The organism is Paenibacillus ihumii (genome assembly GCF_001403875.1).
Taxonomy (GTDB): Bacteria; Bacillota; Bacilli; order Paenibacillales; family Paenibacillaceae; genus Fontibacillus; species Fontibacillus ihumii.
The window spans coordinates 868,117-892,156 of record NZ_LN884299.1; the positions used below are offsets into that span (position 1 = coordinate 868,117).

At 52.7% G+C, this 24,040-nt stretch carries 18 protein-coding genes; 10 read left to right on the forward strand and 8 right to left on the reverse strand.

Annotated elements, in window-relative coordinates; all coding sequences use genetic code 11:
- From BN2762_RS11630 to BN2762_RS11645, 3 genes are all read left to right on the forward strand, one after another.
- A partial coding sequence (locus BN2762_RS11630; protein WP_187386511.1) for a WIAG-tail domain occupies positions 1-2,263 on the forward strand: 2,263 nt, incomplete at its 5' end.
- Positions 2,264-2,583: 320 nt separating this feature from the next.
- A complete protein-coding gene (locus tag BN2762_RS11640) occupies positions 2,584-4,686 on the forward strand; it encodes a glycosyl hydrolase 115 family protein (RefSeq protein ID WP_148499931.1) in 2,103 nt (700 codons plus the stop codon).
- A 121-nt stretch (positions 4,687-4,807) separates the two neighbouring features.
- Complete coding sequence (locus tag BN2762_RS11645) at positions 4,808-5,821, forward strand: LacI family DNA-binding transcriptional regulator (RefSeq protein ID WP_055107152.1); 1,014 nt, start codon at positions 4,808-4,810, stop codon at positions 5,819-5,821.
- 62 nt (positions 5,822-5,883) lie between these two features.
- Here BN2762_RS11645 and BN2762_RS11650 read toward each other — a convergent pair whose 3' ends face one another.
- Positions 5,884-6,828: a sugar kinase gene (locus BN2762_RS11650; RefSeq protein WP_055107153.1), complete on the reverse strand. Its 945-nt coding sequence runs from the start codon at positions 6,826-6,828 to the stop codon at positions 5,884-5,886.
- Between the two features lie 288 nt (positions 6,829-7,116).
- Between BN2762_RS11650 and BN2762_RS11655 the strand changes: the two genes are divergently transcribed.
- Entirely contained in the window at positions 7,117-7,755 is a 639-nt protein-coding gene (locus BN2762_RS11655; protein ID WP_055107154.1) for a bifunctional 4-hydroxy-2-oxoglutarate aldolase/2-dehydro-3-deoxy-phosphogluconate aldolase, read from the forward strand.
- A gap of 100 nt (positions 7,756-7,855) precedes the next feature.
- Here the strand turns inward: BN2762_RS11655 and BN2762_RS11660 are convergent, their stop codons facing one another.
- The 4 genes from BN2762_RS11660 to BN2762_RS11675 form a co-directional block, all read right to left on the reverse strand.
- On the reverse strand, positions 7,856-8,959 hold the full coding sequence (locus tag BN2762_RS11660; RefSeq protein WP_055107155.1) for a Gfo/Idh/MocA family protein: 1,104 nt from the start codon (positions 8,957-8,959) through the stop codon (positions 7,856-7,858).
- A gap of 75 nt (positions 8,960-9,034) precedes the next feature.
- A complete protein-coding gene (locus BN2762_RS11665) occupies positions 9,035-9,769 on the reverse strand; it encodes a ThuA domain-containing protein (protein ID WP_055107156.1) in 735 nt (244 codons plus the stop codon).
- 15 nt (positions 9,770-9,784) lie between these two features.
- Entirely contained in the window at positions 9,785-10,945 is a 1,161-nt protein-coding gene (locus BN2762_RS11670) for a Gfo/Idh/MocA family protein (RefSeq protein WP_055107157.1), read from the reverse strand.
- A gap of 191 nt (positions 10,946-11,136) precedes the next feature.
- Positions 11,137-11,961 carry an AraC family transcriptional regulator gene (locus BN2762_RS11675; RefSeq protein WP_055107158.1) on the reverse strand — a complete coding sequence of 275 codons (825 nt, stop codon included), beginning with the start codon at positions 11,959-11,961 and terminating at the stop codon, positions 11,137-11,139.
- A 199-nt stretch (positions 11,962-12,160) separates the two neighbouring features.
- On the opposite strand from BN2762_RS11675, the gene BN2762_RS11680 reads away from it, so the two are divergent.
- The 6 genes from BN2762_RS11680 to BN2762_RS11705 all read left to right on the forward strand — a co-directional run bounded on the left by BN2762_RS11680 (position 12,161) and on the right by BN2762_RS11705 (position 19,753).
- The gene (locus BN2762_RS11680; RefSeq protein WP_055107159.1) at positions 12,161-12,889 is read left to right on the forward strand and encodes a thioesterase II family protein; all 729 of its coding nucleotides are present in this window, start codon (positions 12,161-12,163) and stop codon (positions 12,887-12,889) included.
- 1,764 nt (positions 12,890-14,653) lie between these two features.
- Positions 14,654-15,265 carry a helix-turn-helix transcriptional regulator gene (locus tag BN2762_RS11685; RefSeq protein ID WP_230202615.1) on the forward strand — a complete coding sequence of 204 codons (612 nt, stop codon included), beginning with the start codon at positions 14,654-14,656 and terminating at the stop codon, positions 15,263-15,265.
- 13 nt (positions 15,266-15,278) lie between these two features.
- Positions 15,279-16,076 (forward strand): pyruvate, water dikinase regulatory protein, encoded by a 798-nt coding sequence (locus tag BN2762_RS11690; protein ID WP_055107161.1) that lies wholly within the window; start codon positions 15,279-15,281, stop codon positions 16,074-16,076.
- A gap of 246 nt (positions 16,077-16,322) precedes the next feature.
- Positions 16,323-17,297: a class II fructose-bisphosphatase gene (gene glpX / locus BN2762_RS11695; RefSeq protein WP_055107162.1), complete on the forward strand. Its 975-nt coding sequence runs from the start codon at positions 16,323-16,325 to the stop codon at positions 17,295-17,297.
- A 295-nt stretch (positions 17,298-17,592) separates the two neighbouring features.
- On the forward strand, positions 17,593-18,540 hold the full coding sequence (locus BN2762_RS11700) for a pectate lyase family protein (RefSeq protein ID WP_230202616.1): 948 nt from the start codon (positions 17,593-17,595) through the stop codon (positions 18,538-18,540).
- A gap of 205 nt (positions 18,541-18,745) precedes the next feature.
- Positions 18,746-19,753: a radical SAM protein gene (locus BN2762_RS11705; protein WP_083484903.1), complete on the forward strand. Its 1,008-nt coding sequence runs from the start codon at positions 18,746-18,748 to the stop codon at positions 19,751-19,753.
- A gap of 908 nt (positions 19,754-20,661) precedes the next feature.
- On the opposite strand, the gene BN2762_RS11710 is transcribed toward BN2762_RS11705, so the two are convergent.
- Genes BN2762_RS11710 through BN2762_RS11720 form a run of 3 tightly spaced genes read right to left on the reverse strand, consistent with a single transcriptional unit; the run spans position 20,662 to position 23,937 of the window.
- On the reverse strand, positions 20,662-21,780 hold the full coding sequence (locus tag BN2762_RS11710; RefSeq protein WP_083484905.1) for an ABC transporter permease: 1,119 nt from the start codon (positions 21,778-21,780) through the stop codon (positions 20,662-20,664).
- On the reverse strand, positions 21,740-22,774 hold the full coding sequence (locus tag BN2762_RS11715) for an ABC transporter ATP-binding protein (RefSeq protein WP_055107164.1): 1,035 nt from the start codon (positions 22,772-22,774) through the stop codon (positions 21,740-21,742). Before BN2762_RS11715 ends, BN2762_RS11710 begins: the two co-directional genes overlap by 41 nt.
- 2 nt (positions 22,775-22,776) lie before the next feature.
- Positions 22,777-23,937, reverse strand: a complete 1,161-nt coding sequence (locus BN2762_RS11720; protein WP_055107165.1) for a COG1470 family protein — start codon at positions 23,935-23,937, stop codon at positions 22,777-22,779.
- Positions 23,938-24,040 lie beyond the last annotated feature (103 nt).

The window sequence follows — 24,040 nt, forward strand, 5'->3', positions numbered from 1 at the left end:
AGCTTCGATTGAACCACGCCATATTCAGCCTCAAGCCGTGCAGCTAGAGCATTTATCCGCTGAGCTTCAGCGGGAAGGCCTGCTGCCGGAGGGCGGCGTAAAAGGAAGTGATCTGGCCTTGGGCTCGATCAGCCGTTCTCATCTGCAGGCTGATGCGGTGGACGGAGCCGTATTACAGAGTGAATCGGTAGGATCGTCGCATATCGAGGCCGGTGCAGTGCAGGGATATCATCTGGCAGATGAGTCGATAGGGAGCCAGCATTTGTCTCCAGGCTTGGTGGAATCAGGCCACTTGGCGGAGGAGAGTGTGGCTGGAAGTCACATAGCTGCAGCTTCGATTGAACCACGCCATATTCAGCCTCAAGCCGTGCAGCTAGAGCATTTATCCGCTGAGCTTCAGCGGGAAGGCCTGCTGCCGGAGGGCGGCGTAAAGGGAAGCGATATAGCCGCGGATTCGATCAGCCGTTCTCATCTTCAGGCTGATGCGGTGGACGGAGCCGTATTACAGAGTGAATCGGTAGGATCGTCGCATATCGAGGCCGGTGCAGTGCAGGGATATCATCTGGCAGATGAGTCGATAGGGAGCCAGCATCTGTCTCCAGGCTTGGTGGAATCAGGCCACCTGTCAGAGGAGAGTGTGGCTGGAAGTCACATAGCCGAAGCTTCGATTGAACCACGCCATATTCAGCCTCAAGCCGTACAGCTAGAGCATTTATCCGCTGAGCTTCAGCGGGAAGGCCTGCTGCCGGAGGGCGGCGTAAAGGGAAGCGATATAGCCGCGGATTCGATTAGTCGGGCTCATTTACAGGCTGGTGCGGTTGATGGAGCCGTATTGCAAGGAGAGGCGGTAGGATCGTCACATATCGAGGCCGGTGCAGTGCAGGGATATCATCTGGCAGATGAGTCGATAGGGAGCCAGCATTTGTCTCCAGGCTTGGTGGAAGCGGGCCACCTGTCGGAGGGAATCGTAAGCGCCAGCCATGTTGCGGAAGGCGCGATTGAAGATCGCCATATTCGTAAAGGAGCGGTAAGGCAGGAGCATTTATCCGCCAAGCTGCGGCGGGAAGGCCTGCTGCCGGAGGGCGGCGTAAAGGGAAGCGATATAGCCGCGGATTCGATTAGCGGGGCTCATTTGCAGGCCGGTGCGGTGGACGGAGCCGTATTGCAGGGAGAGGCGGTAGGTTCTTCGCATATCAAGGCCGGTGCAGTGCAGGGATATCATCTGGCAGATGAGTCGATAGGGAGCCAGCATCTGTCTCCAGGCTTGGTGGAAGCGGGCCACCTGGCGGAGGGAATCGTAAGCGCCAGCCATGTTGCGGAAGGCGCGATTGAAGATCGCCATATTCGTAAAGGAGCGGTAAGGCAGGAGCATTTATCCGCTGAGCTGCGGCGGGAAGGCTTGCTGCCGGAGGGCGGCGTAAAGGGAAGCGATATAGCCGCGGATTCGATTAGCGGGGCTCATTTGCAAGCTGGTGCGGTGGACGGAGCCGTATTGCAGGGAGAGGCGGTAGGTTCTTCGCATATCAAGGCCGGTACAGTGCAGGGATATCATCTGGCAGATGAGTCGATAGGGAGCCAGCATCTGTCTCCAGGCTTGGTGGAAGCGGGCCACCTGGCGGAGGAGAGTGTGGCTGGAAGTCACATAGCAGCAGCTTCGATTGAACCACGCCATATTCAGCCTCAAGCCGTGCAGCTAGAGCATTTATCCGCTGAGCTGCGGCGGGAAGGTCTGCTGCCGGAGGGCGGCGTGAAAGGAAGCGCTATTGCCGCAGATTCGATTAGCCGGGCCCATCTGCAGGCTGGTGCGGTGGACGGCAGGGTGCTGCAGAATGATTCCGTCGGCTCCCCCCATTTGCAAGAAGGCTCCGTCCAGAGCTTGCATTTGGCGGATGAGTCGGTTGGTAGCCTGCATTTAGCCGAGAGTGCCGTGCAAGGCAGGCATATCAAGCAAGGGACGGTGGACTTGAAGCATTTGGCCGTTTCCCCCGTGATCGCACTTCATGGCCAGCCGGCGGTCCAGCAGTTTGGCATGGCTGCATTTCTTCTCCAGGATCATGAAGAATCCACCGAAGTGATGGTGTTGTTCGAGGAACCCTTTGCCCATGCGCATTATGTTATCGTGGCGATGTCGAACCATCCGGGGTATTACGTGTCGCTCAAATCGCAATCCCCGGAATCGGCGATTCTTGAAATTTCCAGAATTAAGACCAGCCCCAAGAATTATGGATTCGTAACCTGGCTTGCCATAGGCAGCATAAATTAATGCATAGTATCGGGATGCCAAGGTACAAATGTGTACGGACACGAAGAGTAGAGACCTGAATGTTTGAGCGCAATAGACATCTCCCCTGTCTGAAATTGCGGGTGGTAGCCTGCAGTTTCTGTATGGAGGGAGATGTCTTTTGGGCTGAACAAAACTTAGTGAAGACGGCAATATTTTGGGCCACTTTCGCGAGATCCGGGATAAATTCAGATATGAGGAAGGATATTGCGTTTATTTGCAAAATACGTGTTAAGAAAGAGTTGGAGGATATAACGGATTTTCAGGAAGCAGGGATAAAAGAATCTAGGAGTTGATGAGCAATGAATACCCGTCAACAGGAATTCACTATTACGGCAGGGAGCGTTTATCATATCCAGATGGAAATGAGCCCGCCCATCCGGCATGCCTGGAAAATGATTGCCAGAGATCACGGGACAGTGTTTGGCGAGTCTCCGCGGCAAGGGGAAGACGGTGATGTGATCGTCCGCTATGCCGTGCCAGAGGATGGGTGCCCCGAGTGGCCCGAAGCGTTCTGCTTCCGGTTTGCCGATGGAGCTGGAGGGCGGACAAAGGCTCTGCATATCGCGGGCAGGGACGAGCTGGGCATCATTTATGGGCTGCTTCATTACAGCCATACTGTGCTGGGTGTGGATCCTTTCTGGTATTGGGCGGAATTGCTGCCTGCAAGGAGGGAAATGATCCCTGTTGCGGCATATGATTATAATTCCGTGCAGCCCAAGGTACGGTATCGAGGCTGGTTCGTCAACGATGAAGTCTGCCTGATCGGCTGGAAGGAGGCTTATCCGCCGACGGAGGAGGTGTGGCAGCCGGTATTCGAAGCGCTGCTGCGCTGCGGAGGTAATATGGTCATTCCCGGAACCGATCTTCCCAGAACAGGCATTCATCACACGCTCGCTACAGAGATGGGCTTATGGGTAACTCATCATCATGCCGAGCCGCTTGGAGCAGAGATGTTCCTGCGGGCATACCCCGGCAGACAGGCAAGCTACAGCCAGCACCCGGAGCTGTTCGAAGGCTTGTGGCGGGCTGCGATTGAGAAGCAGCAGCATGACCGTATCGTATGGGTGTTATCCTTCCGGGGCCAGGGGGACAAGCCGTTCTGGGAGGATGATCCGGCATTCGATACCCCGGCGAAGCGCGGCGCATTGATCTCCTCCGTTGTGCAGAGACAGTACGGCATGGTCAAGGAATACGTCGATGATCCCGTATGCTGCATGGCGATGTACGGGGAAATCGCCGAGCTGTACAAGGCCGGGCATATCGAGGTCCCCGGGGACATCATCAAGGTCTGGGCGGACAACGGATATGGCAAAATGGTCTCGCGCCGTCACGGAAATTTAAATTTGCGCGTACGGGCATTGCCTGAGCCGGGGGATGGAGGAAAGCATGGCGTGTACTATCATGTGACGTTCCACGACCTGCAGGCGTCCAATCATTTGACGATGTTTCCCGGCCGCCCGGAGTTCATTGCGCGAGAGCTGGAGGAGGCTTTCCGCTACGGCGCATCGGAGTATTTGCTTGTCAATTGCGGCAATCTATTGCCTCATTTGTATACCCTTGATTTGACCGCCCGGCTGTGGAAGGATGGATCGGCTGAGCCGGGAGAGCATCTGCGCGAATTTATCGGGAGACTGTACAGCTCCCGTCAGGCTCAGATCGCCGGCTTGTACCGGCAATATGCCGAATGCGCCATCTCCTACGGGCCGAATGAAGACGACCGCGCTGGAGACGAATTTTATCATCATCCGGCCCGTGAAATCATGGGGCACTGGCTGCGGGGCAGGACCGATACGGATGAACGCCTCGTATGGGCGACAGAGCGTCTGCCATTTGCCGAGCAGGTACGCTGGTTCAAGGAGAAGGCCGCCGCGGCTGAAGGGAATTGGCTGCAGCTGCGGGAGCGCTGCGTTCAGGTTATGGCGCAGCTAACCGGGGAGGAGAGCAGGAGACTGCAGGTTCAGCTGCTTGTACAGCTCGATCTGCATTTGAGCGGCTGCAGAGGCTTGAATGCCATCTGCAGAGCCTATGAGGCTTATCTGGCCGGGCTGTATCCGCAGGCCTTCGTTCTTGCGTCCCGAGCAGTGTGGAGCTATAAGACCGGCCATGAAGCGCTGCGGGAAGCGGAGCAGGGACAGTGGAAGAATTTCTACCGGGCCGATTGGCTGACAAATGTCGCGAACACGATCGGGCATGCGGATACCATCCGCAAGTATTTGCGGATCTTGGGGGACAGTCCGGACATGTTCCTGTGGTACAAGGAATTTTTGATGCCGGAGACAGAGAAATACATTTATTTGGAGAACACGCACCGCAACCCGCTGGCGGATGATGAGCTGGCCCGCCGTTTGGAAGAGAAATTCACGGCCGAAAATGCCTGGGAAGGGGATTTGGACGTATGCTAGCGTCAGCTATAGATTATTTACTAAAAGATAGGTATACTTTTTTAGTAATATGAAGGATTGAGTAACGATATCCGATTTGTATTGTTCCTCAGCTGGATTGGACAAGGAGCGGAGAAGGCTGATGAAAAAACCGACAATCGAAGATGTGGCGAAGCGCGCGGGAGTTTCCAAAAGCACGGTTTCCCAGTTTTTGAATGAACGATATCAATATATGAGCGAGGAGACGAGAAGGCGGATCGCCGAGGTCATCGAGGATCTCAAATACCAGCCTAACGGACTGGCCCGAAGCCTGAAGCAGAACCGGACCTTCATGGTCGGCATCATTGTGGCTAATATCGATTACTCGCTTTCGATCAAGTGCATACGCGCCATTGAAAATGAGCTGCAGCAGCACAAGACGCAGGTGATTATTTGCAACGCCGATGAAAGCCCGGATAAAGAGCGCGAGTACATCGAAATGCTGGCGGCGCGACAGGTCGATGGGCTGATTGTGTTTCCGACCGGCAATGGCAACAGCTCCTATAACCGGGTAATGAATATGAAGCTGCCGCTTGTATTTCTGGACCGGCTTGTCGATGGGGTTACGACGCAAAGCCTGCTCCTCGATAACGAGGCCGCGGCAAAAATGGCTATACAGGAGCTGGCCGGCCACGGCCATGAGCGGATTGCACTGCTCTCGCTGCCGCTGGGCGACTATGTCATAACGCCGCGCAAGGAGCGGGTCAGCGGGTACAAAAAGGCGATGGAGGAGCTGGGGCTGCCGATCGATGAGGCCTATATTTGCCATGCGGCCAAGGAGGATATCGCCGCCGTGCTGGAGGGGCTGCTCTCGCTGTCCCAGCCGCCTACCGCGCTGCTGGCGGGCAATGATATCGTGCTGGCAGAAATACTGAAGTTCGCCAATCAGACCGGCCTGCGGATTCCGGAGCAGCTGTCCGTGATCGGCATCGACGACGCCGAATTTGCCCATATCTACAACCCGGTCATCACGACGATATCCCAGCCAGCTCATGATATGGGGACGCAGGCAGCGAGAATACTGCTCTCTGCGATCGAGCAGAAGGGGGCGGGGCTGCCGATTACGTATCGATTCCCGCCTGTGCTGCAGCAGGGGCAATCCGTACGAACCCTATAACTAGTAAAAGAACATGCCTCTTTAACGGGCATGTTCTTTTGATTTGTTATGAATATGGAAGCTTACTGCTCCATGAACTTCTGAAGCTTCTCCCGGTCAGGCAGACCGTCCATATCTCCCGGGGACATGACATTGATAGCACCGATCGCGTTGCCGCGGCGGACGGCTTCCTGCAGCGGCAGCTGCTCCAGCAGCCCGCTGATGACGCCGACGGCAAAGCCGTCTCCCGCACCGACGGTATCCACGACCTTCTCGACCTTGAAGCCAGGAACGTATCCTTCTCCGTCCGCGGATTTGAAGTAAGCTCCCTCCGGGCCGAGCTTGATCACGACTAGCGAAACGCCGCGTTCCAGATAGAAATCCGCGATATCCTCCGGCTTGTCATGGCCCGTAAGCAGCTTGCCTTCGCTAATGCCCGGGAACACCCAGTTGGAGCGGACAGCCAGATCATTGATCGCCTGCACCATCGTCTCGATATCCGGCCATAGGGAAGGGCGCAGGTTCGGATCGAAGGATACGGTCTTTCCTTCGGCCCGCATGAAATCGATGGCATGCAGGGCGAATTCAAGACAGGATTTCGATACGGCCGGAAAGACGCCGGTTGCATGCATATGCTTGGCCGAGGCGAAGTAATCGCTGTCAAAATCAGTCAGGCTTATCGTGGAGGCGGCTGAGTTCTTGCGGAAATATTCCACGACGGGATCGCCCGTCAGCACTTTGGATTTAACCAGCATGCCCGTTCTATATTCATTCGTAAATTTTACATTCGAGGTGTCGATATTTTCCCGGTTCAAGGTTTCGGTAATAAAACGGCCGAAGTTGTCGTCCCCGAGCTTGGTAACCAGACCGACGGAATGGCCCAGGCGGGATAGTCCGACCGATACGTTGCATTCGGCCCCAGCCATCGCTTTGGAGAAGGAGACCGCTTTATGCAGTTCCCCGGGTTCATTCGCGTAAAACATGGCCATCGGTTCGCCGAAAGTGACTACGTCTAGCTTTTTATTCATTTATGCTTCCTCCTCAACCTGTTGTATGATGGTAGAATTTTTTAACGGTTTATGATAATGATCGGTTATCTTGAAATTAACACATAAATCGGTTTTGTACAATAAAGGAATTGCTGATTTGCCCTTGGACCTATAAAATTGGTAAGAAAGCGTGAAATATTGCGGAAATACAATTATTTTTCAAGAATATAGTGCATTTACCTCCGAATTATTGTTTAATATGATGTAGATAATAGTAAATTGTAAAGCTAAATTAGATAAAAAAGTTTAGTAGAGAGGAAGATGATGATGAAGAAAATAAAGGTGCTGCAAAATATTACGTCGCTGGGCGTTGTAGCGGTGATTCGCGGAGAGGATGCCGAATCGGCTTATCAAATGTCCAAGGCCTGCATTGAGGGCGGCTTGAACAATATCGAGGTGACTTTTACGACGCCGGATGCGGATGAAGTCATCAAGCGGTTGATAAAGGAATATGGGGGCCAGGCTGTCATAGGCGCAGGCACGGTGCTTGATCCGATTACGGCGAGAATCGCGATCCTGGCTGGAGCTGAATTCGTTGTCAGCCCGTCTTTTGATGAAGAGACCGGGAAGCTCTGTAATTTGTACAGCATCCCTTATATGCCGGGCTGCATGACGCTTAACGAAATGAAGGAGGCGTTGAAGCTGGGCGTGGACGTGCTGAAGCTGTTCCCGGGCAATAACTTTAATCCAGGCTTTATCAAAGCTGTTAAAGGCCCGATGCCGCACGTGAACATTATGCCGACAGGCGGCGTCGACCTCGACAATATGGAGCAGTGGGTTCGCAGCGGCTGCGTCGCCGTGGGGATCGGCGGAAATCTGACGGCGCCGGCGAAGGAAGGGCGTTACGATCTGATTGCCGAGCTGGCGGCCAAATACGTAGCCAAATTTCGCGAAATCCGTTCGTAAGCTGTCCGGGAATAATATAAGCGGTAATTGGAAACGGGCAGGGGATTAAGGTATCCCCTGCCCGATTTTTGCGGCTAAAGTAATGATTTTGCGAGAAGATTCAGTCCAGCGTATACGGCGCAAGATTGTCCGGAAGAGGCGCGGGCCGCTCGCATCGGCTTGTCATTTCATAATAACGGCCTGAATCGGAGGATTCATGGAAGGCCCACATCGCCTCCAGCACATGGAAAGCAAGCTCTCCGCTTGCCCGGTGTGGACGGCCATGGATCAGGGAATAGGCCATGTCCGCCGGACCGATTCCGCGGCTGTTCTCCGTGTAGCCTGGCAGAAGGGGCTGCTCGGTCCATTCGGCTTCACCGATTTTGCGGTATTTCACGGGACCGCCGAAGGTATTCGGGTCAGGCACGAGGATCGATCCTTCCGTTCCGTGGATTTCGATCGGCGGAAGGCTGCTGCCTCCAAAGATATCGAAGCTCGTAATGAGGGTGGCGATGGCTCCATTCTCGAATCGAAGCGTACCGGCCACATGGGTCGGAATATCGACGGTGATGGCTTTGCCATATTTTTTCTCGCTCGTAATGATCCGCTCTTCCTTCGCCTTGCCCGTCATCCCGGCGATGGAATGAATCGGTCCAAGTAATTGCACCAGGGCGGTTAGATAATACGGCCCCATGTCAAACATCGGTCCTCCGCCCTGCGCATAGTAAAATTCCGGATCCGGGTGCCAGAATTCGTGGCCGCGGCTCATCATGAAGGCCGTCGCCGATACCGGACGGCCGATCACGCCGTCCCCGATCAATTTGAGGGCGGTCTGGATGCCGGCTCCAAGGAAGGTTTCGGGGGCGCTGCCGACGAGAAGGCCTAGCCTTTTCGCCGTGTCCAGCACGAGCCTGCCCTCCTCGAGCGTGGCGGTAAGCGGCTTCTCTACATAGACGTGCTTGCCGGCCTCCAGGGCTCTAAGGCTTACCTCGGCATGCACGGCCGGGATCGTCAGGTTGATAATGATGTCGATATCCGGGTCGCCGAGCAGTTCCTCCGTGGTACAGGCGCGGGGAATACCGTATTTCTCCGCCTGCTCCCGAGCCCGGGCCAGATCCAGATCGGCGCAGGCTGCGAGCTCCAGGACGCCGAATTTCTTGCAGTTCTCCATATAAATGCTGCTGATTTTACCGCAGCCGATAATGCCTACCTTTTTTTTGTCCATTGTCCGACTCTCCTCTTAGTAGCAGCATCTGAGCTGTCGCCCATAGCTTCAGGTTACTAGCCTGTCGACCATGCGTTACTGGCTGTCACCCATTCCGGTGTAATGATTCTGCTGCTGTAGCGGCTGACCGCCGTACATCTCTATAGCAAGCCGTTTACCTTCCGCTGCCCAGAGCAGGCCCCGGGTCATCAGCTCAGTGACCTGCGGCAGCGCGACGATGTCTGCATGGTGACCGAGAGAGTTATAGTATACGCGTCCGACTCCCCAGCGCTTCGTCCAGACGACCGGCATATCGACGGCTTTGTTCAAGCGGTGAGGGCCGTCCGCAACGGGGAAACGGGTGGTCGCCAGCACCTCGACCGCAGGGTCCACATGCAGATAATATTGCTCGCTAACCACCTTGAAATCCTCCATTCCGGCGACAAGCGGGCTTGAGGACTGCTTGATTTCCACAGTGTACTCCACTCCGTCATTGCCCGGGTGGGCTACCCATTGGCCGCCGGTCATGAACTGCCAATCTACGTTATGGCGAAAGGAATCGCACATCCCGCCGTGGCAGCCGGCTAGTCCGGTACCGTTCTGTACGGCCGCCGATACGTTGTTGACGTAGGCCTGCGGGATTTCTCCCATCGTCCATACCGGCACGATCAGATCGAGCTCCATCAGCTTCTCCGCATCTGAATACGCTTCCAGCGTATCCGCGACCTCCACGTCGAATTGGTGGCCCTGTAAAATGTTTTTGAAAATGCCTGCGACCTGCTCCGGTTCATGTCCGTCCCAGCCGCCCCAGACGATTAATGCCTTCTTCATATCTCTCTATCTCCTTTACATTTCCGAGATTTCGACCCAGCGCCGCTCGTCGATGGAGCGCTCTACGGCCTCTAGGACGGCCTGGCATTTCACACCGTCGTGGAAATTCGGCTGCGGCAGCCTATTTTCCCGAAGAGCGTTCGTCAGCTCCAGCATTTCATGGATGAAGGTATGCTCAAAGCCGATCGTGTGTCCTGGCGGCCACCAGGCTTCTGCATATTCGTGGGCCGGATCCGTAGCCAGCACTCTCCGGAACCCTTGAACATCCTCTTCATCGGACGTGAAGTACACCTCCAGCTCGTTCATTCGCTCAAAGTCGAATCTCACGCTGCCGAGACTGCCGTTAATTTCAAAAGAGTTGGTTGATCTGTGCCCTGCCGCGAAACGGGTTGCTTCGAAGCTGCCCAGCGCGCCGTTTGCGAACCGTGCCAGGAAGAGCGTCGCATCGTCGACGGTCACCGGGCCCTTCGGGGAATCTTTGCTGCCCTTGGCGCTTAATCCCGTCATTTCCTCGGCGATTGGCCGTTCCTTGATGAAGGTCTCGCTCATTCCGATGACTTCGTTAATGTCTCCTACCAGGTAGTGGGCGAGATCGATCAAATGGGCGCCGAGATCGCCATGCGAGCCCGAGCCGGCAATTTCCTTCTGCAGCCGCCAAACGAGCGGGAAATCCGGATCTATGATCCAGTCCTGCAGGAACCAGGCTCTGAAATGATAGATTTTGCCCAGCCGGCCGCTCTCCACCAGCTTTTTGGCCAGCTTGACCGCTGGCGAGAAGCGGTAGTTGAAGCCGACCATATGGGCGACCTTCGCATCCTCTGCAGCCTGCAGCATTTCACGGGCATCGCTTAACGTCAGCGCGAGCGGCTTTTCGCAGAAAATATGCTTTCCTGCCTTGGCCGCGGCGAGCGCGATTTCTTTATGTGCATCACTAGGAGCATTGATATCGATCAAGTCAATGTCGTCACGCGCGATCAGTTCCTTCCAGTCCGTCACGACATCTGACCAGCCCAATCGTGCGGCGGCCTCGGATACGGCTTCCTTGTTTCTCCCGCATAGAGCGGTCATTTCTGGCCTCAAAGCCTCCGGAAAAAACATTGGCAGCGTCCGATAAGCGTTGCTGTGTGCCTTACCCATAAATTTATAGCCAATCATTCCGACGCGCAGCTGCTTCATGGTATCCCTCCATCGATAATAAATTTGGTTTCACTATCATTATAGAAAGTAGCAGGATGAATCTCTCGCCAGTTTATGCTTATTCATAGACAAAAAATGCACTTTAGGCTTAAAGTGCATTCCAGAAGTGGATTTTAAACTTTTAGATTGAACCGATGACTAGTGCGTTGCCCGCCCAAGTACCGGTGCTGCTATGAAACACCGTGACGGGAGCTGGAGGGGACGCAGCCCTTAAGCTCCTTGTAAACCCGGTTGAACGTGCGGATGCTGTTGAAGCCGCATTCCAGTGCAATATCCATAATGCTGGCATCGCTGCTGATCAGCCTGCGCTCCGCCTTGAGCACTCTGATCGTATTGAGATAGGTCTTGAAATTCATGCCCACGGCACGTTTGAATGTACGGCAAAAATAAGACGGCTCCATCTGGAAGCGGGTCGATATCATTTCTACCGATAAATCATCCTGATAATTCTCTTCGATGAATGACAAAATTTGCTGTATTCTAGCCCGCTTCGATTCGAGCTTGCTTTGCGAGCTGCGGTTCAGGCTCTGGGTCGGCCAGCTTCTCTGCAGCGTTCCGCACAACTCGAGCAGTCCGGCTTTGATGAACATTTGGTATCCCGGCTTGGCGTTCTCTTTTTCCTCCATAATGTCGTAAAGCAACTGCCTGATATGCGTAAAGGCCGGGTGCCCACCCGGGATAAAGGGAGAAACGAAGCTGAAATCATGCGGCCAGTTCACGGACAGGCTGATCATTTCCGGCTTGAATATGAGAATTATAACCTTCGAGAAATCCTTGCTCTCAAAATAATGAATGTCATTGCTGCAGCAAATGACCATATCGCCTTGAGTGAGCAGGCGTTTTTCCTCATTTACTCCGACAAGAATGCTCCCCGATTCGACATAGATAAACTCGACTTCCGAATGATAGTGCGCATAGAACGTCAGGTTGTTTCCCCAGTAGATGACCAAAGGCAGCTCATAGTCGAGCTTCCAATTCTGATAGAAAGATTTCATGCCCTCACTCCCATGCTTTGAACATTTGCATACTCTCATCATATCGGGAAGTACAAATCATGTCTAATTAGGGCTGCTATATAAAATTGGAGTATATTCATCTTGAAGTCGATAAAGTATAATAAATCTATTATAAGGAAAATATGGTTTATTCTATCTTATGGAGTTAATTATCCTAAGGAGAAGAGGGAGAGAGCATATGTCCATCCATAAATTGATATGCCTTGCGCATGCGGGCGGCAGTGCATCGTCTTACTTGCGATGGAGCAGGTTCCTTGACCCGGGTGTGGAGCTTATTCCGCTGGAGTATGCGGGGCGGGGGGCTAGATCGAGCGAGGCCTTATTTGAAAATATGGATGAGGCTGTGTCGGATCTTGTCAATATATTAAAGCCCTGGTTGGCGGACGGGGCTCCATATGCATTATTCGGACACAGCCTCGGGGCGTTGGTTGCTTACGAACTAGCATGTGTATTGCAAACGGAGCAGCTGCTTTTGCCAAATCTTTTAATTGTGTCAGGTAAAAATCCGCCCCATATGGCGATGCAAGCCCAGCGTCATCTGCTGCCGGAGCATGAGTTCCGGGAGGAGCTGGAATCTCTGGGCGGAACGCCTCGCGAGCTGTTGAAGGATCCGGCCTTCGTAGAATATTTCCTGCCGATTGCCCGAGCCGACTTCAAGCTTGTGGAGACATACCGCCTGCAGGCTGGAAGGCCTAAGCTGCATACGGATATTTGCACGCTGAACGGCAGCGATGATACATTCGTTGATTTAGGACGGATGGAGGAATGGGGAGACTACAGCGATGGAGAGGTCAGGCATCAGCAGTTCCCCGGGGGGCACTTTTATTTGCATGAGCATTCCGAACAGGTGGTTTTGTTTCTGAACTGGCTGCTCGTTCAGCAGCAGGCGTGGCAGCCGCAGGCTTAAGGTGCGCAGGCCTAAGGCACGCAGGCTTAAAGCGGATTCACGGGAGAAGGGTGCTGTCCCAGAAGTCTTCTATGATGACTTTTGGGACAGCACCCTTCTTTTAGAGAGCTCATTCGTTTCTGTGGAGATAATTTCTGTAGAAACAATTCTGTGGAAACAATTCTGTGGAAACAATTCTGTAGAAACAATTCTGTAGAAACAATTCTGTAGAACAATTCTGTGGAAACTATTTTTGCGGAATCGATCTTTCCCTTGCCTGCATCCTATTCTTTAGCTCATTCTGTATACATTTCGTGCATTATACTGTGCCGTAGACCAATATGCCATACACTGAGCTGTCACGTACACCAATATGCTATGCACTGAGCTGTGCTGTACACCAATATGTCATGCACTGAGCTGTCACGTACACTAATATGCTATGCACTGGGCTGTGCTGTACACCAATGTCATGCACTGAGCTGTCACGTACACCAATATGCTATGCACTGAGCTGTCACGTACACTAATATGCCATACACTGAGCTGTCACGTACACTAATATGCTATGCATTGAGCGTTACGTACACCAATATGCTATGCACTGAGCTGTCACGTACACTAATATGCTATGCATTGAGCGTTACGTACACCAATATGCTATGCACTGAGCTGTCACGTACACTAATATGCTATGCACTGAGCTGTCACGTACACTAATATGCTATGCATTGAGCGTCACGTACACCAATATGCTATGCACTGAGCTGTCACGTACACCAATATGCCATACACTGAGCTGTGCTGTACACCAATATGCCATACACTGAGCTGTCACGTACACTAATATGCTATGCACTGAGCTGTCACGTACACTAATATGCTATGCATTGAGCGTTACGTACACCAATATGCTATGCACTGAGCTGTCACGTACACCAATATGCCATACACTGAGCTGTCACGTACACCAATATGCCATACACTGAGCTGTCACGTACACTAATATGCTATGCACTGGGCTGTGCTGTACACCAATATGTCATGCACTGAGCTGTCACGTACACTAAATGGAATTCATGTATCTAATTTATGCCTAAACGAATGTTTCAGGGGATTGGATGGAATTGTTGTACCTAAAATTAAGAATCCCGCTCATGATGGACAATTCCCTTCTTTTAATGACATGAAATCCATTTAAATCAATTTTTCTTTCTTTGCCGCTGAATTTAACTACTATAGATCCACTTAGAACGACAAATCTGCGATTCTTGCTCGACTTGAGAACGACAAATCTGCGATTCTTGCTCGACTTGAGAGCGACAAATCTGCGATTACACTCGACTTGAGAGCGATAAATCTGCGATTACACTCGACTTGAGAGCGATAAACCTGCGATACACTCGACTTGGACGAGGAATCCGCGATTCGTGCTCGGCGTAAAGGGGAGGTGGAGAATGTGTTTGGCCTGGTTTCATCTTTTGATAAATCAGCTCAAAAGCAAAGGGAAATGCTTCACTCAGATTCAGTTATTTACGCCGCAGCTGCAATAGAACATATTAATTTGCACATTTGACGTTTCAATTTCATAATTAGTGCGTATTATATATTGAATAATAATTAAATATGACGTAATATATACACAATCAAACTTTTCTTACTGAAGGGAGGAATCAAATTTCGCCAATATGACATTCTAATGACCGGTACGGGAATGTTATACTAAGAGCGAACCTATCTGAAGCGGAGGGATTTATTATTAAACTTACATCCCGTCAATTAGAAATTATTGACATTGTGAAGAAGCATGCTCCGATTACTGGAGATCTCATAGCTGAAATGCTGAATTTGACTCGCCCGACGATCCGTTCAGATTTGTCCATTCTCGTGATGCTCGATTACATCGATGCTAAACCGAAGGTAGGATACTTTTTGGGCAAGCGAAGAACGCCTGAAGACGAGAGCAAGCTTCGGCTGCTCGACATGAAGGTCGGCGATCTGCACGGCGTGCCGGTAATTGTCCGGGAAACAACGACGATCCAGGAAGCGGTCGTCTCTCTGTTCCTTGAAAATGTGGGCCATTTGATTGTAACAGATGAGCAGGGAAGGCTGGCGGGAATCGTGTCCCGCAAGGATCTGCTGAAGGTCACGCTGGGCAACGCGACGGCATCCTCGATGCCCGTAAGCTTCATCATGACGCGGCGGCCTAATATCATCACCGTCTCACCGGAGGATTCGGTGCTTGAGGCGGCCAGGAAAATTATCGCCCATCAAATTGACAGCCTGCCTGTCGTCGTACCGGCGGAGACTGGCGAAGAGGGAGACGTGAAGGTGGTCGGGCGAATTTCAAAGACAAATATTATAAAAATGCTGCTAGATACGATAGCTGAGGAATAGTGGGAGGAATGGGATGAATCAGGCTCCAGCTCATTTTATAGCAATCTGTTCAGATTCCATCGGGGAGACCGCAGAAGCGGTCGTCCGGGCCACTCTAGAGCAATTCGAACTATCCAACACCGAGATTAAGAGGTTCATGAACGTTCGCAATGAAGAAGAGTTAAGTCGTTTGATGGAGGAAGTTTCTGAACGAGGAGGTTTCGTCGTATATACGTTAGTGCAGCCCGAGCTGCGGGAGGCGATGAGAGAGGAAGCCGTCCGCCTAAACGTTCGTGCCGTAGATATTATGGGGCCGATGATGCAGGCTTTTGTAGACACTTTTAATGATACGCCGAAGCGCACGCCCGGCCATAAGCTCGATGAGGAGTATTTTCAGCGGGTGGATGCCATCGAATTCGCCGTGAATAACGATGATGGCAAAGATGTAGGCGCAATATTGAAGGCGGACATCATTATTCTTGGAGTTTCGCGGATTTCCAAGACGCCCCTGTCGATGTTCCTGGCGCATAAGGGAAAAAAGGTCGTCAATTATCCCGTCGTCCCCGAGCTGACGCCGCCGAGCCAACTGCGCGAGGTCAGCAGCCATAAAATTATCGGATTAACGATAGACGCCCAGCATTTGGTCAAAATTCGTTCGGAGCGGCTGAAGGCGATGGGCCTGCCGGATGATGCCGAGTACGCTTCGCTCGAGCGCGTAGAATATGAGCTGAAATATGCCCAGTCGCTGTTTGCCTCGCTAGGCTGCCCGGTGATAGACGTCACCGACAAGGCGATCGAAGAGACCGCCGGACTGATCATGAGGCATTTATAATTTGCTACTTACAAATCATTGATATAGACATAGAATTCAGATAAACAATACATCATACATCTGGTAAAACCCTTGATCCAAAGAGAAATATTCGAAGATAGAAGATATAAGAATGCTAAAAATACAGAGACTTGGCACCCTTATATCGCAAGAAAAGCAACCGCTAATGAAGGCTTCAACCCTATTTTCGAACTGACATCTATAGTTGCTTTTCTTAACTAACTTAAACTATTGGAGGGAGAAACAATGGAACGTCACATAGCACTGGAATTAGCACGCATTACGGAAGCGGCTGCCCTTGAGGCGGCGCGCTGGACAGGTCGGGGCGATAAGAATAGCGCAGATGAGGCGGCAACGTTGGCCATACGCAGTAAATTCAATTCCGTAGCTATTGACGGGACCGTAGTCATCGGCGAAGGGGAGATGGATGAAGCCCCCATGCTGTACATCGGTGAAAAAATTGGAAATCGCCGCGGACCAAAGGTCGACATTGCCGTCGATCCTTTAGAAGGCACGGAGACGGTTGCCAACGGGCTGAACAATGCTATTTCAGTCATTGCCGCCGCTCCCCAGGGGAGCCTGCTCCATGCGCCAGATATTTATATGGAGAAGCTGGCCGTAGGCCCTGCGCTTGCCGGACAGCTGTCGCTCGATGATCCGATCGAGACGACGCTGGCCAAAGCCTCTCAAATACTGGGCAAGCCTCTTGCCGACATGACCGTGTCGATCCTGGATCGGGAGCGCCATGCGGCTCTGATCGATGCCCTGCGCCAGTCCGGCGTCCGGATCAAGCTGCTGAGCCATGGCGATGTGATGGGTGCCATTGAGGCTGCGATGGAGAAGGACGTCGATATGTATGTGGGCTCTGGCGGGGCGCCGGAAGGCGTACTTGCCGCCGCTGCGCTGAAATGCCTCGGCGGAGAAATGCAGGGAAGATTGCTCCCTAACGGGCTTGAGGAATACAATCGCTGTATCCGCATGGGGCTCTCCAAGCCGGATCAACTGCTGCGGATGGAGGATATGATCGGCTATGACAACGTTCTGTTCGTGGCTACCGGCGTAACCTCCGGGGACTTTCTGCACGGCGTGCGCTATTTGCCGAAGCATAAGGCTGAGACGCATTCCGTCATAATGCACTCCGAGAACAGAACGATCAGCTACATCCAGACCACTCACCATTTTACCGAGCAACTCAACTCGGTCAGAGGGGCCGCCATCTAGGCCCTATTTCCACCACAGGAAATTCGACAGGGACGAATTCGCAAGCTGTCCAGCTTGTAGAATAGTCCCGTTTTTTCATTGCATTTTAAATAAATTATAACAAAATATTAAAAATATGGTAAAATATAAACGTAGGAGGTGAATGAAGGGAATCCAGATGGAGAAGGGAGGTTGCGGGGCCAATCTATCGGCCAGGAAATTGAAAGCGCTTTCTAGTTTTTGAGTCTTACTATATTCGAAAAAGGACGTGAATAGTATGAAGCAAAGATTAGCTTTATTGTTGGTGCTGACAGTAATGATAAGCATGTTCTCACTTCCACCTTCCCAGGCAGCCGATCCCGGATACGTTGGCTTTGCAACCATGAACGGCGGAACGACCGGCGGAGCAGGCGGTACCTCTGTCACGGTAACCACAGGGGCCGCGCTTCAAACCGCACTCAAGAATAAAGGCAGCCAGCCGTTGACCATTTACGTGTCGGGCAAAATTACTCCGGCCAATTCCTCGGACAATAAAATCAGCATCAAAGACGTAAAAGACGTCTCGATCCTGGGCTTAGGCACCGGAGCCGAGTTTGACGGCATAGGCATTAAGGTGACGCGCGCCAGTAATATCATCATCCGCAATCTGAAAATCCACCACGTCAATATCGGTGACAAAGACGCGATCAGCATCGAAGGCCCGGCCAATAACGTCTGGGTTGATCACAACGAGCTGTATTCCACCCTCGATTCCGATAAAGATTATTACGACGGCCTGATCGATGTGAAGAAAAATGCCGAATATATCACGATTTCATATAACTACATCCATGACAGCTGGAAAACATCGCTAATCGGCTCGTCCGACAGCGACAATTACGACCGGAAAATTACTTACCACCATAACCGCATTGAAAACATCAACTCCCGCGGACCGCTGTTCCGCTTCGGCCAGGGCCATCTGTTCAACAACTATTACAACAATATTATCGATACGGGCATCAATTCCAGAATGGGAGCCAAGCTCCGCATTGAGCATAATGTATTCGAGAATTCCAAGGACCCGATCGTGTCCATGTACAGCAAGGAACAAGGATACTGGGATGTACAAAATAATCTGTTCGTGAACAGCACGGGCAGTATGCCGACCACTTCAACGGTCAGCTACGCGCCTCCATACAGCTACACGCTGGATGATGTAAACACGGTGAAGAATCACGTGATGGCAAACGCGGGCGTAGGCAAGATATACATTGCCAATTAACAGATGAAATTTTAACGCGCGTACCCGGCAGGGCGCGTGTTTTTTTTCGTTTGGAACGGCAGGGCTATGCCCTTTCATGTATAAGAAGGGTCACAGACAGTACGGCGGCGGTATTTTAAGATATAGTACTGGTGAGTTGCCGCCCTTTTGTTTTTAGATTCAGAAGATGTTCAAGGTTCAATTTTGCATTAAAGGAGTCAGGAGCATGAAATACAAATCATTAGAGCTGGAAAAGCCGATCACCTATGAGCTGGAAGGGCTGGAGATCGGCATAACCTCCAATTGCAACTTTCGCTGCGACTATTGCTGCGCGTATCAGAGAAACGACGGGAACAGCATTGGCGCCAAAGAGGTGATCCCTCTGCTGGAGCAGCTGCCGTCCCTGAAGCGGGTTAGGCTGTCCGGCGGGGAGGTTACCCTGAAGTATGAGGATTGCGTTGAGGTCGTAAGCTATTGTTCGGCTCGCGGCATTCAAACTCAGCTTAATTCCAACGGCAGCCTGCTGAATGAGGAACGGATTCGGCGGCTGGCCGACGCGGGATTAACGACGATCCATATTTCCTTCAACTTTACGACGGCGGAGGAGTTCTCCCGGTATTATCACCTTCCCCCTAGCGTATATCGCAAAATTAGAGATAACATCGCCATGTTCGCTTCTACCAGAGTGGACACCGTGCTGGAGACGCTGCTATTCAGCGAAACCGAGCATCATATGAAGAAAATTCACGATCATGTCTATGACATGGGGGTTCGTACGCATGAGATACAGAACAGCATCATTATGAATCACAGCGGATGGAAGGCTATTGCGGCCCGGGATGCGTTAAAGCAGGCAGTCAACGAGCTTATTGCCCGTAGAAAAAACGACATGACGCTGTATTTCACCTGCATGGACCGGTTTATGGAGGAGCTTGGATTCCAGGAGCAGCCTGGCATATATTTTCCGCACTGCATAGAAGGGAAGAAACAGCTTCACCTGCATGGCAACGGCGACATTCTTATTTCGGAGCTGTGCCATCCCGCCGTCATTGGCAATATTCATGCAGGCGCTTCGCTGCGAGACATCTACAGCGATATGCCGGCGGCCTTGAAGGATTATCTGGACCGGGAGCCTTGTCCCGCGCGCGAAGCGTTGTTTCCGTCCGTCCCCATACGGACCGAAATGATGCAGTCACAGACGGGCCGGAAGGGGCCAACCGGTGCTATAACGTGAAACAGCTGTCTAGCGTGAAACAGCTGTCCAACGTGAAACGGCTGTCCCCAAAATATCTTTACGACCGTTTGCCCTTGATTTGACTAAACACGTCCTCCACCGCTCTTTACGTGTGAGCATGAATCACGGAACTAGCGAGCATGAATCGTGGATTTAGCGAGCATGAATCGTGGATTTAGCAAGCATGAATCGTGGATTTAGCGAGTATGAATCGTGGTCTAGCGAGATAGTGGATCTAGTGAGCATAAATCGTGGAACTAGCGAGCATGAAAGTAGCGAATCTTCCGTTCTAAATGGATTTATAGTAGTTAAATTCTGCGGCAAAGAAAGAAAAGTAGATTTAAATGGATTTCATATCGTTAGAAGAAGGGAGATCGCCATCATGGGCGGGATTCTTGATTTTAGGTGCGTAAAATCCATCTAATCCATTGAACCATTCGTATAGAGCATAATTAGATACATGAATTCCATTTAGTGTTAGAGTTTGATGGTTATGTCCGTGTTCGGCAGCTATGTTCGAGTTCGATGGCCATGTTCGAGTTCGGCAGCTATACTCAGTTCGATAGCTTATGTTCGCGTTCGTTAGCTTATACAAGATGAAGCAAAGAATGGGGTTTTAGTATTTGAGTTCGATTGCTTATATAAGATGGGCTAAAGAATAGGGGTTAGTGTTCGAGTCGACAGCCTGTATAAGATAAGTCAAAGAATGGGATGCAGGCAAGGGAGAAATGGATTCCGCAGTAATTGATTCTGCAGAAATTGATTCCACAGAAACGTATTCTGGCAGACGGATAGCATCATTCTAAAAAAGATAGGGGCGCCCCGCGGTCATATACAATGACGAGGGACAGCCCCTTTGCCGTTTCCCGGCATGTCTTTTCGTTCTGTCCGGTGCTCCAGCCGGCTCGTTAGGAGCGGCCGCGGATCTCCTGGCGGAGAAACAGAACATAGGAAAGGGCGAAGCAGATCAAGGTCAGCGCGATGAGGCCAGTCACCTGCGGCCAGACGAGCAAGAGGCTTTGCCCGAAGGGCAGAGGGCTGGCAATGGCGCCATAGACCTGCTCGGTCGTCAGCGGCCCCAGGTTGCGGACCGAGGGCATGAGCAGCGTGGTGGTTGCCTCATTAAACAGCGTGTAAGGCGATATTCTGCTTAGCCACAGCATCTGGTTCTGGAAGCCGACGATGTCCTCGACCGTGGCCGTTCCGGCGTTCGGCGCGATTCCTTTGGACACGATATTCAGGATCATGTCGTAGAAGAAGCTGAAGAACAGCCAGACGGAAATTCCAGACAGCGCCGAGGTAGCCGGCTGACGGAAGCGCACGGAGAATAGGATGGACAAATTGAGCCAGAACCCGATGTAGAAAATAATGATGAAAATGAAGCTGATCATTCTTAAGAACTCCTCCAGAGTCGGGGGAATGCCTAAAATGATCGTCCCCAGCGCCATGATCAGAAAGCCGAGCATCAGGAACATCATGCTGATGACGCTAAGCGAGGCGACGAACTTCGCGTTAAGCAGCGCGTCGCGGTGCAGCGGCTGGGCCATGATCCGGCTTAAGGTGCCTTTATTGCGTTCGCTGTTGACGGCGTCGAAGCCGAGGCCGATTCCAAGGAGCGGCCCTAGGAAGCCGATGAAGCTGATAAAGGACGGCAGGGTTCCGTCCGACAGCGTGAACAGCTTCAGGATCACGAATTCATTCGCCGAGCTGTCCGACTGAATGGCCTCTTGTATACTGTTCATGGCCGTATAGAGAGAGGCGATGCAGGTAAGCAGAATAATGCCGAGCAGCAGCATGAACCGCCAGCTGCGGATATGGTCGGAGATCTCCTTGCGCACCAATACGCCAAAGGGCGAGGTTCTCCAGCTTCCGGCTTCCTGGCTTCGCTCGGAGACGGAGCCGCGGCCTTCGCTTCTGCGGAACAGCGGCTGGCGCCGGAGCCCTTCCCGCACGGTATTCGCCAGGCGGCGCAGGCTGCCCTTCAGATCAGGCCTGCTGTGTTTCAGGTCGGCTGCTTCCTTGTTCATGCTGTTCACCCCCTTCAAAATAACGGTGATAGATCTCGTCAAGCCCGTATTCCTTCCGCTGCAGGCCGAACAAGGCTACGCCGTCCTCGATGATCATCCGGGCGATTGCATCGCTGCAGTCGGTATCCGAGCCGACGATCATCCGGCTGCGGCCGGCGGACTCTGCTCCAGCCGAAGCGGCAGCAAGGTCCGTTCCGTCCCTGTCTGCAGGCTCAGCGTGCCGTACGCCCGGGATGGCGCGGATCCGCTCCAGCAGTCCGTTATTCAGCGGACCGCTCTCCACGGTAATCTGCAGCGGATCGTCAGCGAACAGCGACCGGGACAGGCTGGCGATATCGCCTTCGGCAAGCAGCCGGCCGCGAACGAACAATCCGACCCGGTCGCAGATTTGCTGCACTTGATGCAGCTGATGGGAGGACAGGAGCACGGTCAAGCCCTGTTCCTCGCTCAGGCTGCGGATCAGCGCCAGCAGCTCATCCATTCCCTTAGGGTCAATCCCGAGCGTCGGTTCGTCAAGAATGATGATTTCCGGCGCCTTGATCAGGACGTCGGCCAATCCGAGCCGCTGCCGCATACCGCGAGAGTATGCCCCCGTTTTTTTATGGGCGGCATGCTGCAGGCCCACGCTCTCCAGCAGCTGATAGGCTCGCTCCTTCGCCTCCGCTTCCGGCACCTGGTTCAGCCTCGCCGTCAGCACCAGATTTTCCAGGCCGGTCCGGTCCTCATAAAAGCCGACGTCGTCGGGCAAATATCCGACCTTGCGTTTGACGGGAATAGGCTCCCTGGTCGGATCGAGGCCGAGAACGTTGATGCTGCCCTCGTCAGGCTCGCTAAGCCCGAGCAGCATGAGAATCGTGGTCGATTTGCCGGCTCCGTTCGGCCCGAGCAGGCCGAAGATTTCGCCGCGTTTGATCTGCAGGGACAGCTGGTCTACGGCTTTTACGCCGTTATAGCTTTTCGTCAACGCTTGAATGTCGATGACCGTCTCTGCCACGGTTATCGCCTCCCGTATTTGCGAATCAGATAGTAGATGCCGCCGAGAATCGCAGCGATGACCAGTACTCCGATCCAGCCCCACAGCATGGAGCCCTTGACGGCGATCCGAAATTGCGCCGAGGAGCTGGATTCCGGAGAGGATGCGGTCATGCCTGTGACATAGTCTCCGGCTATCGCCTTTTTGCTGGCGGTAATTTTGGCTTCTACCGTGGTGGATTGGCCGGCGGCCAGCTTGTCGACCGTTTTCGGATTGAAGCTGACCTCCCAATCGACCGGGGCGTTGGAGCTGAGATTAATGTCCGTGAGATCGGCTGTTCCGGTATTCTTGACCAGCAGATCAATCGTTTTGCTGCCGCCTGCAGTCACATCGGCACTCAGCAAGCCGTTTGGCGTCGTCAGCTCCAGGCCATAAGTACCGGTTATAACGGCCTCCAGCTTCAGCTCCGAGGAGGTGGACTGGTTGGAGGCGCTGACAGGAATGCTGTACGTGCCTTCCTTGACCTGCTCCGGCGGCTGTACCTTGACCGAGATCGACTGGCTGGCGCCAGGCTCCACCTCGACGGAGGAGACCTGATTGTCTCCGGAGGTAAAGGTCACGTTCCAACCCGGATCCGCCTGGGCCTGCAGAGCGTAGTTTTGCTTCTCCGCCGTCCGGTTCTGCAGCTTGAGCGAGTAGGTAAAGCTGGAATCGGAAGGTCCCTGCAGATTGGCCTGATCGGTGGTCAGCTCAGTCTGGTAGATTCCTTTCTCCGTAATTTCTACCGTAAAGGGCAGGCGTGCCGCCGAGCCGGCCGTCAGCTCGAAGCGATAGATTCCTTTGTCTATTTGTAGAGGAACCGTCACGTTCAGCGAGACGGTGCTGGATTCGCCAGGCTTGACGGATACTTCCTTCACCCGCCAGCCGCCGCTGTTCAACTCGGCTGTCCAGTCCTTGGGCAGATTGTTAAGCTCCAGCGGAACCGTTACGACGTCGGACGTGTTATTGATGACCTCGACGCTGTAATCCAAGGCTTCGCCGGGTGGGACGGAAATCGAAGTGTACGCCGAATACAGCGTGACTCCTCCGGCAGCAGATGCTGGCATTCCCCCGAGCAGACCGGCTCCGAGAACAAGCAGGAGCAGCATGCTCACCAGTTTCATTTTCCTTCCCCACGATTTCATCGTATGAACCCTCCTTAATATTTTTGTTCATAAGAAGTACGAAGGAAGCTGCCGATTTGGATTTATCGAAAGCTTAAAATTAGCTAAATATTTGCTTAAAAGC

Coding starts and splice junctions, on each gene's coding strand:
- BN2762_RS11710 (WP_083484905.1), bottom strand. CDS start 21,780: ATGAACAAGGAAGCAGCCGACCTGAAACACAGCAGGCCTGATCTGAAG.
- BN2762_RS11680 (WP_055107159.1), top strand. CDS start 12,161: ATGTCCATCCATAAATTGATATGCCTTGCGCATGCGGGCGGCAGTGCA.
- BN2762_RS11690 (WP_055107161.1), top strand. CDS start 15,279: ATGAATCAGGCTCCAGCTCATTTTATAGCAATCTGTTCAGATTCCATC.
- BN2762_RS11670 (WP_055107157.1), bottom strand. CDS start 10,945: ATGAAGCAGCTGCGCGTCGGAATGATTGGCTATAAATTTATGGGTAAG.
- BN2762_RS11700 (WP_230202616.1), top strand. CDS start 17,593: ATGATAAGCATGTTCTCACTTCCACCTTCCCAGGCAGCCGATCCCGGA.
- BN2762_RS11655 (WP_055107154.1), top strand. CDS start 7,117: ATGAAGAAAATAAAGGTGCTGCAAAATATTACGTCGCTGGGCGTTGTA.
- BN2762_RS11640 (WP_148499931.1), top strand. CDS start 2,584: ATGAATACCCGTCAACAGGAATTCACTATTACGGCAGGGAGCGTTTAT.
- BN2762_RS11675 (WP_055107158.1), bottom strand. CDS start 11,961: ATGAAATCTTTCTATCAGAATTGGAAGCTCGACTATGAGCTGCCTTTG.
- BN2762_RS11660 (WP_055107155.1), bottom strand. CDS start 8,959: ATGGACAAAAAAAAGGTAGGCATTATCGGCTGCGGTAAAATCAGCAGC.
- BN2762_RS11645 (WP_055107152.1), top strand. CDS start 4,808: ATGAAAAAACCGACAATCGAAGATGTGGCGAAGCGCGCGGGAGTTTCC.
- BN2762_RS11705 (WP_083484903.1), top strand. CDS start 18,746: ATGAAATACAAATCATTAGAGCTGGAAAAGCCGATCACCTATGAGCTG.
- glpX (WP_055107162.1), top strand. CDS start 16,323: ATGGAACGTCACATAGCACTGGAATTAGCACGCATTACGGAAGCGGCT.
- BN2762_RS11665 (WP_055107156.1), bottom strand. CDS start 9,769: ATGAAGAAGGCATTAATCGTCTGGGGCGGCTGGGACGGACATGAACCG.
- BN2762_RS11650 (WP_055107153.1), bottom strand. CDS start 6,828: ATGAATAAAAAGCTAGACGTAGTCACTTTCGGCGAACCGATGGCCATG.
- BN2762_RS11720 (WP_055107165.1), bottom strand. CDS start 23,937: ATGAAATCGTGGGGAAGGAAAATGAAACTGGTGAGCATGCTGCTCCTG.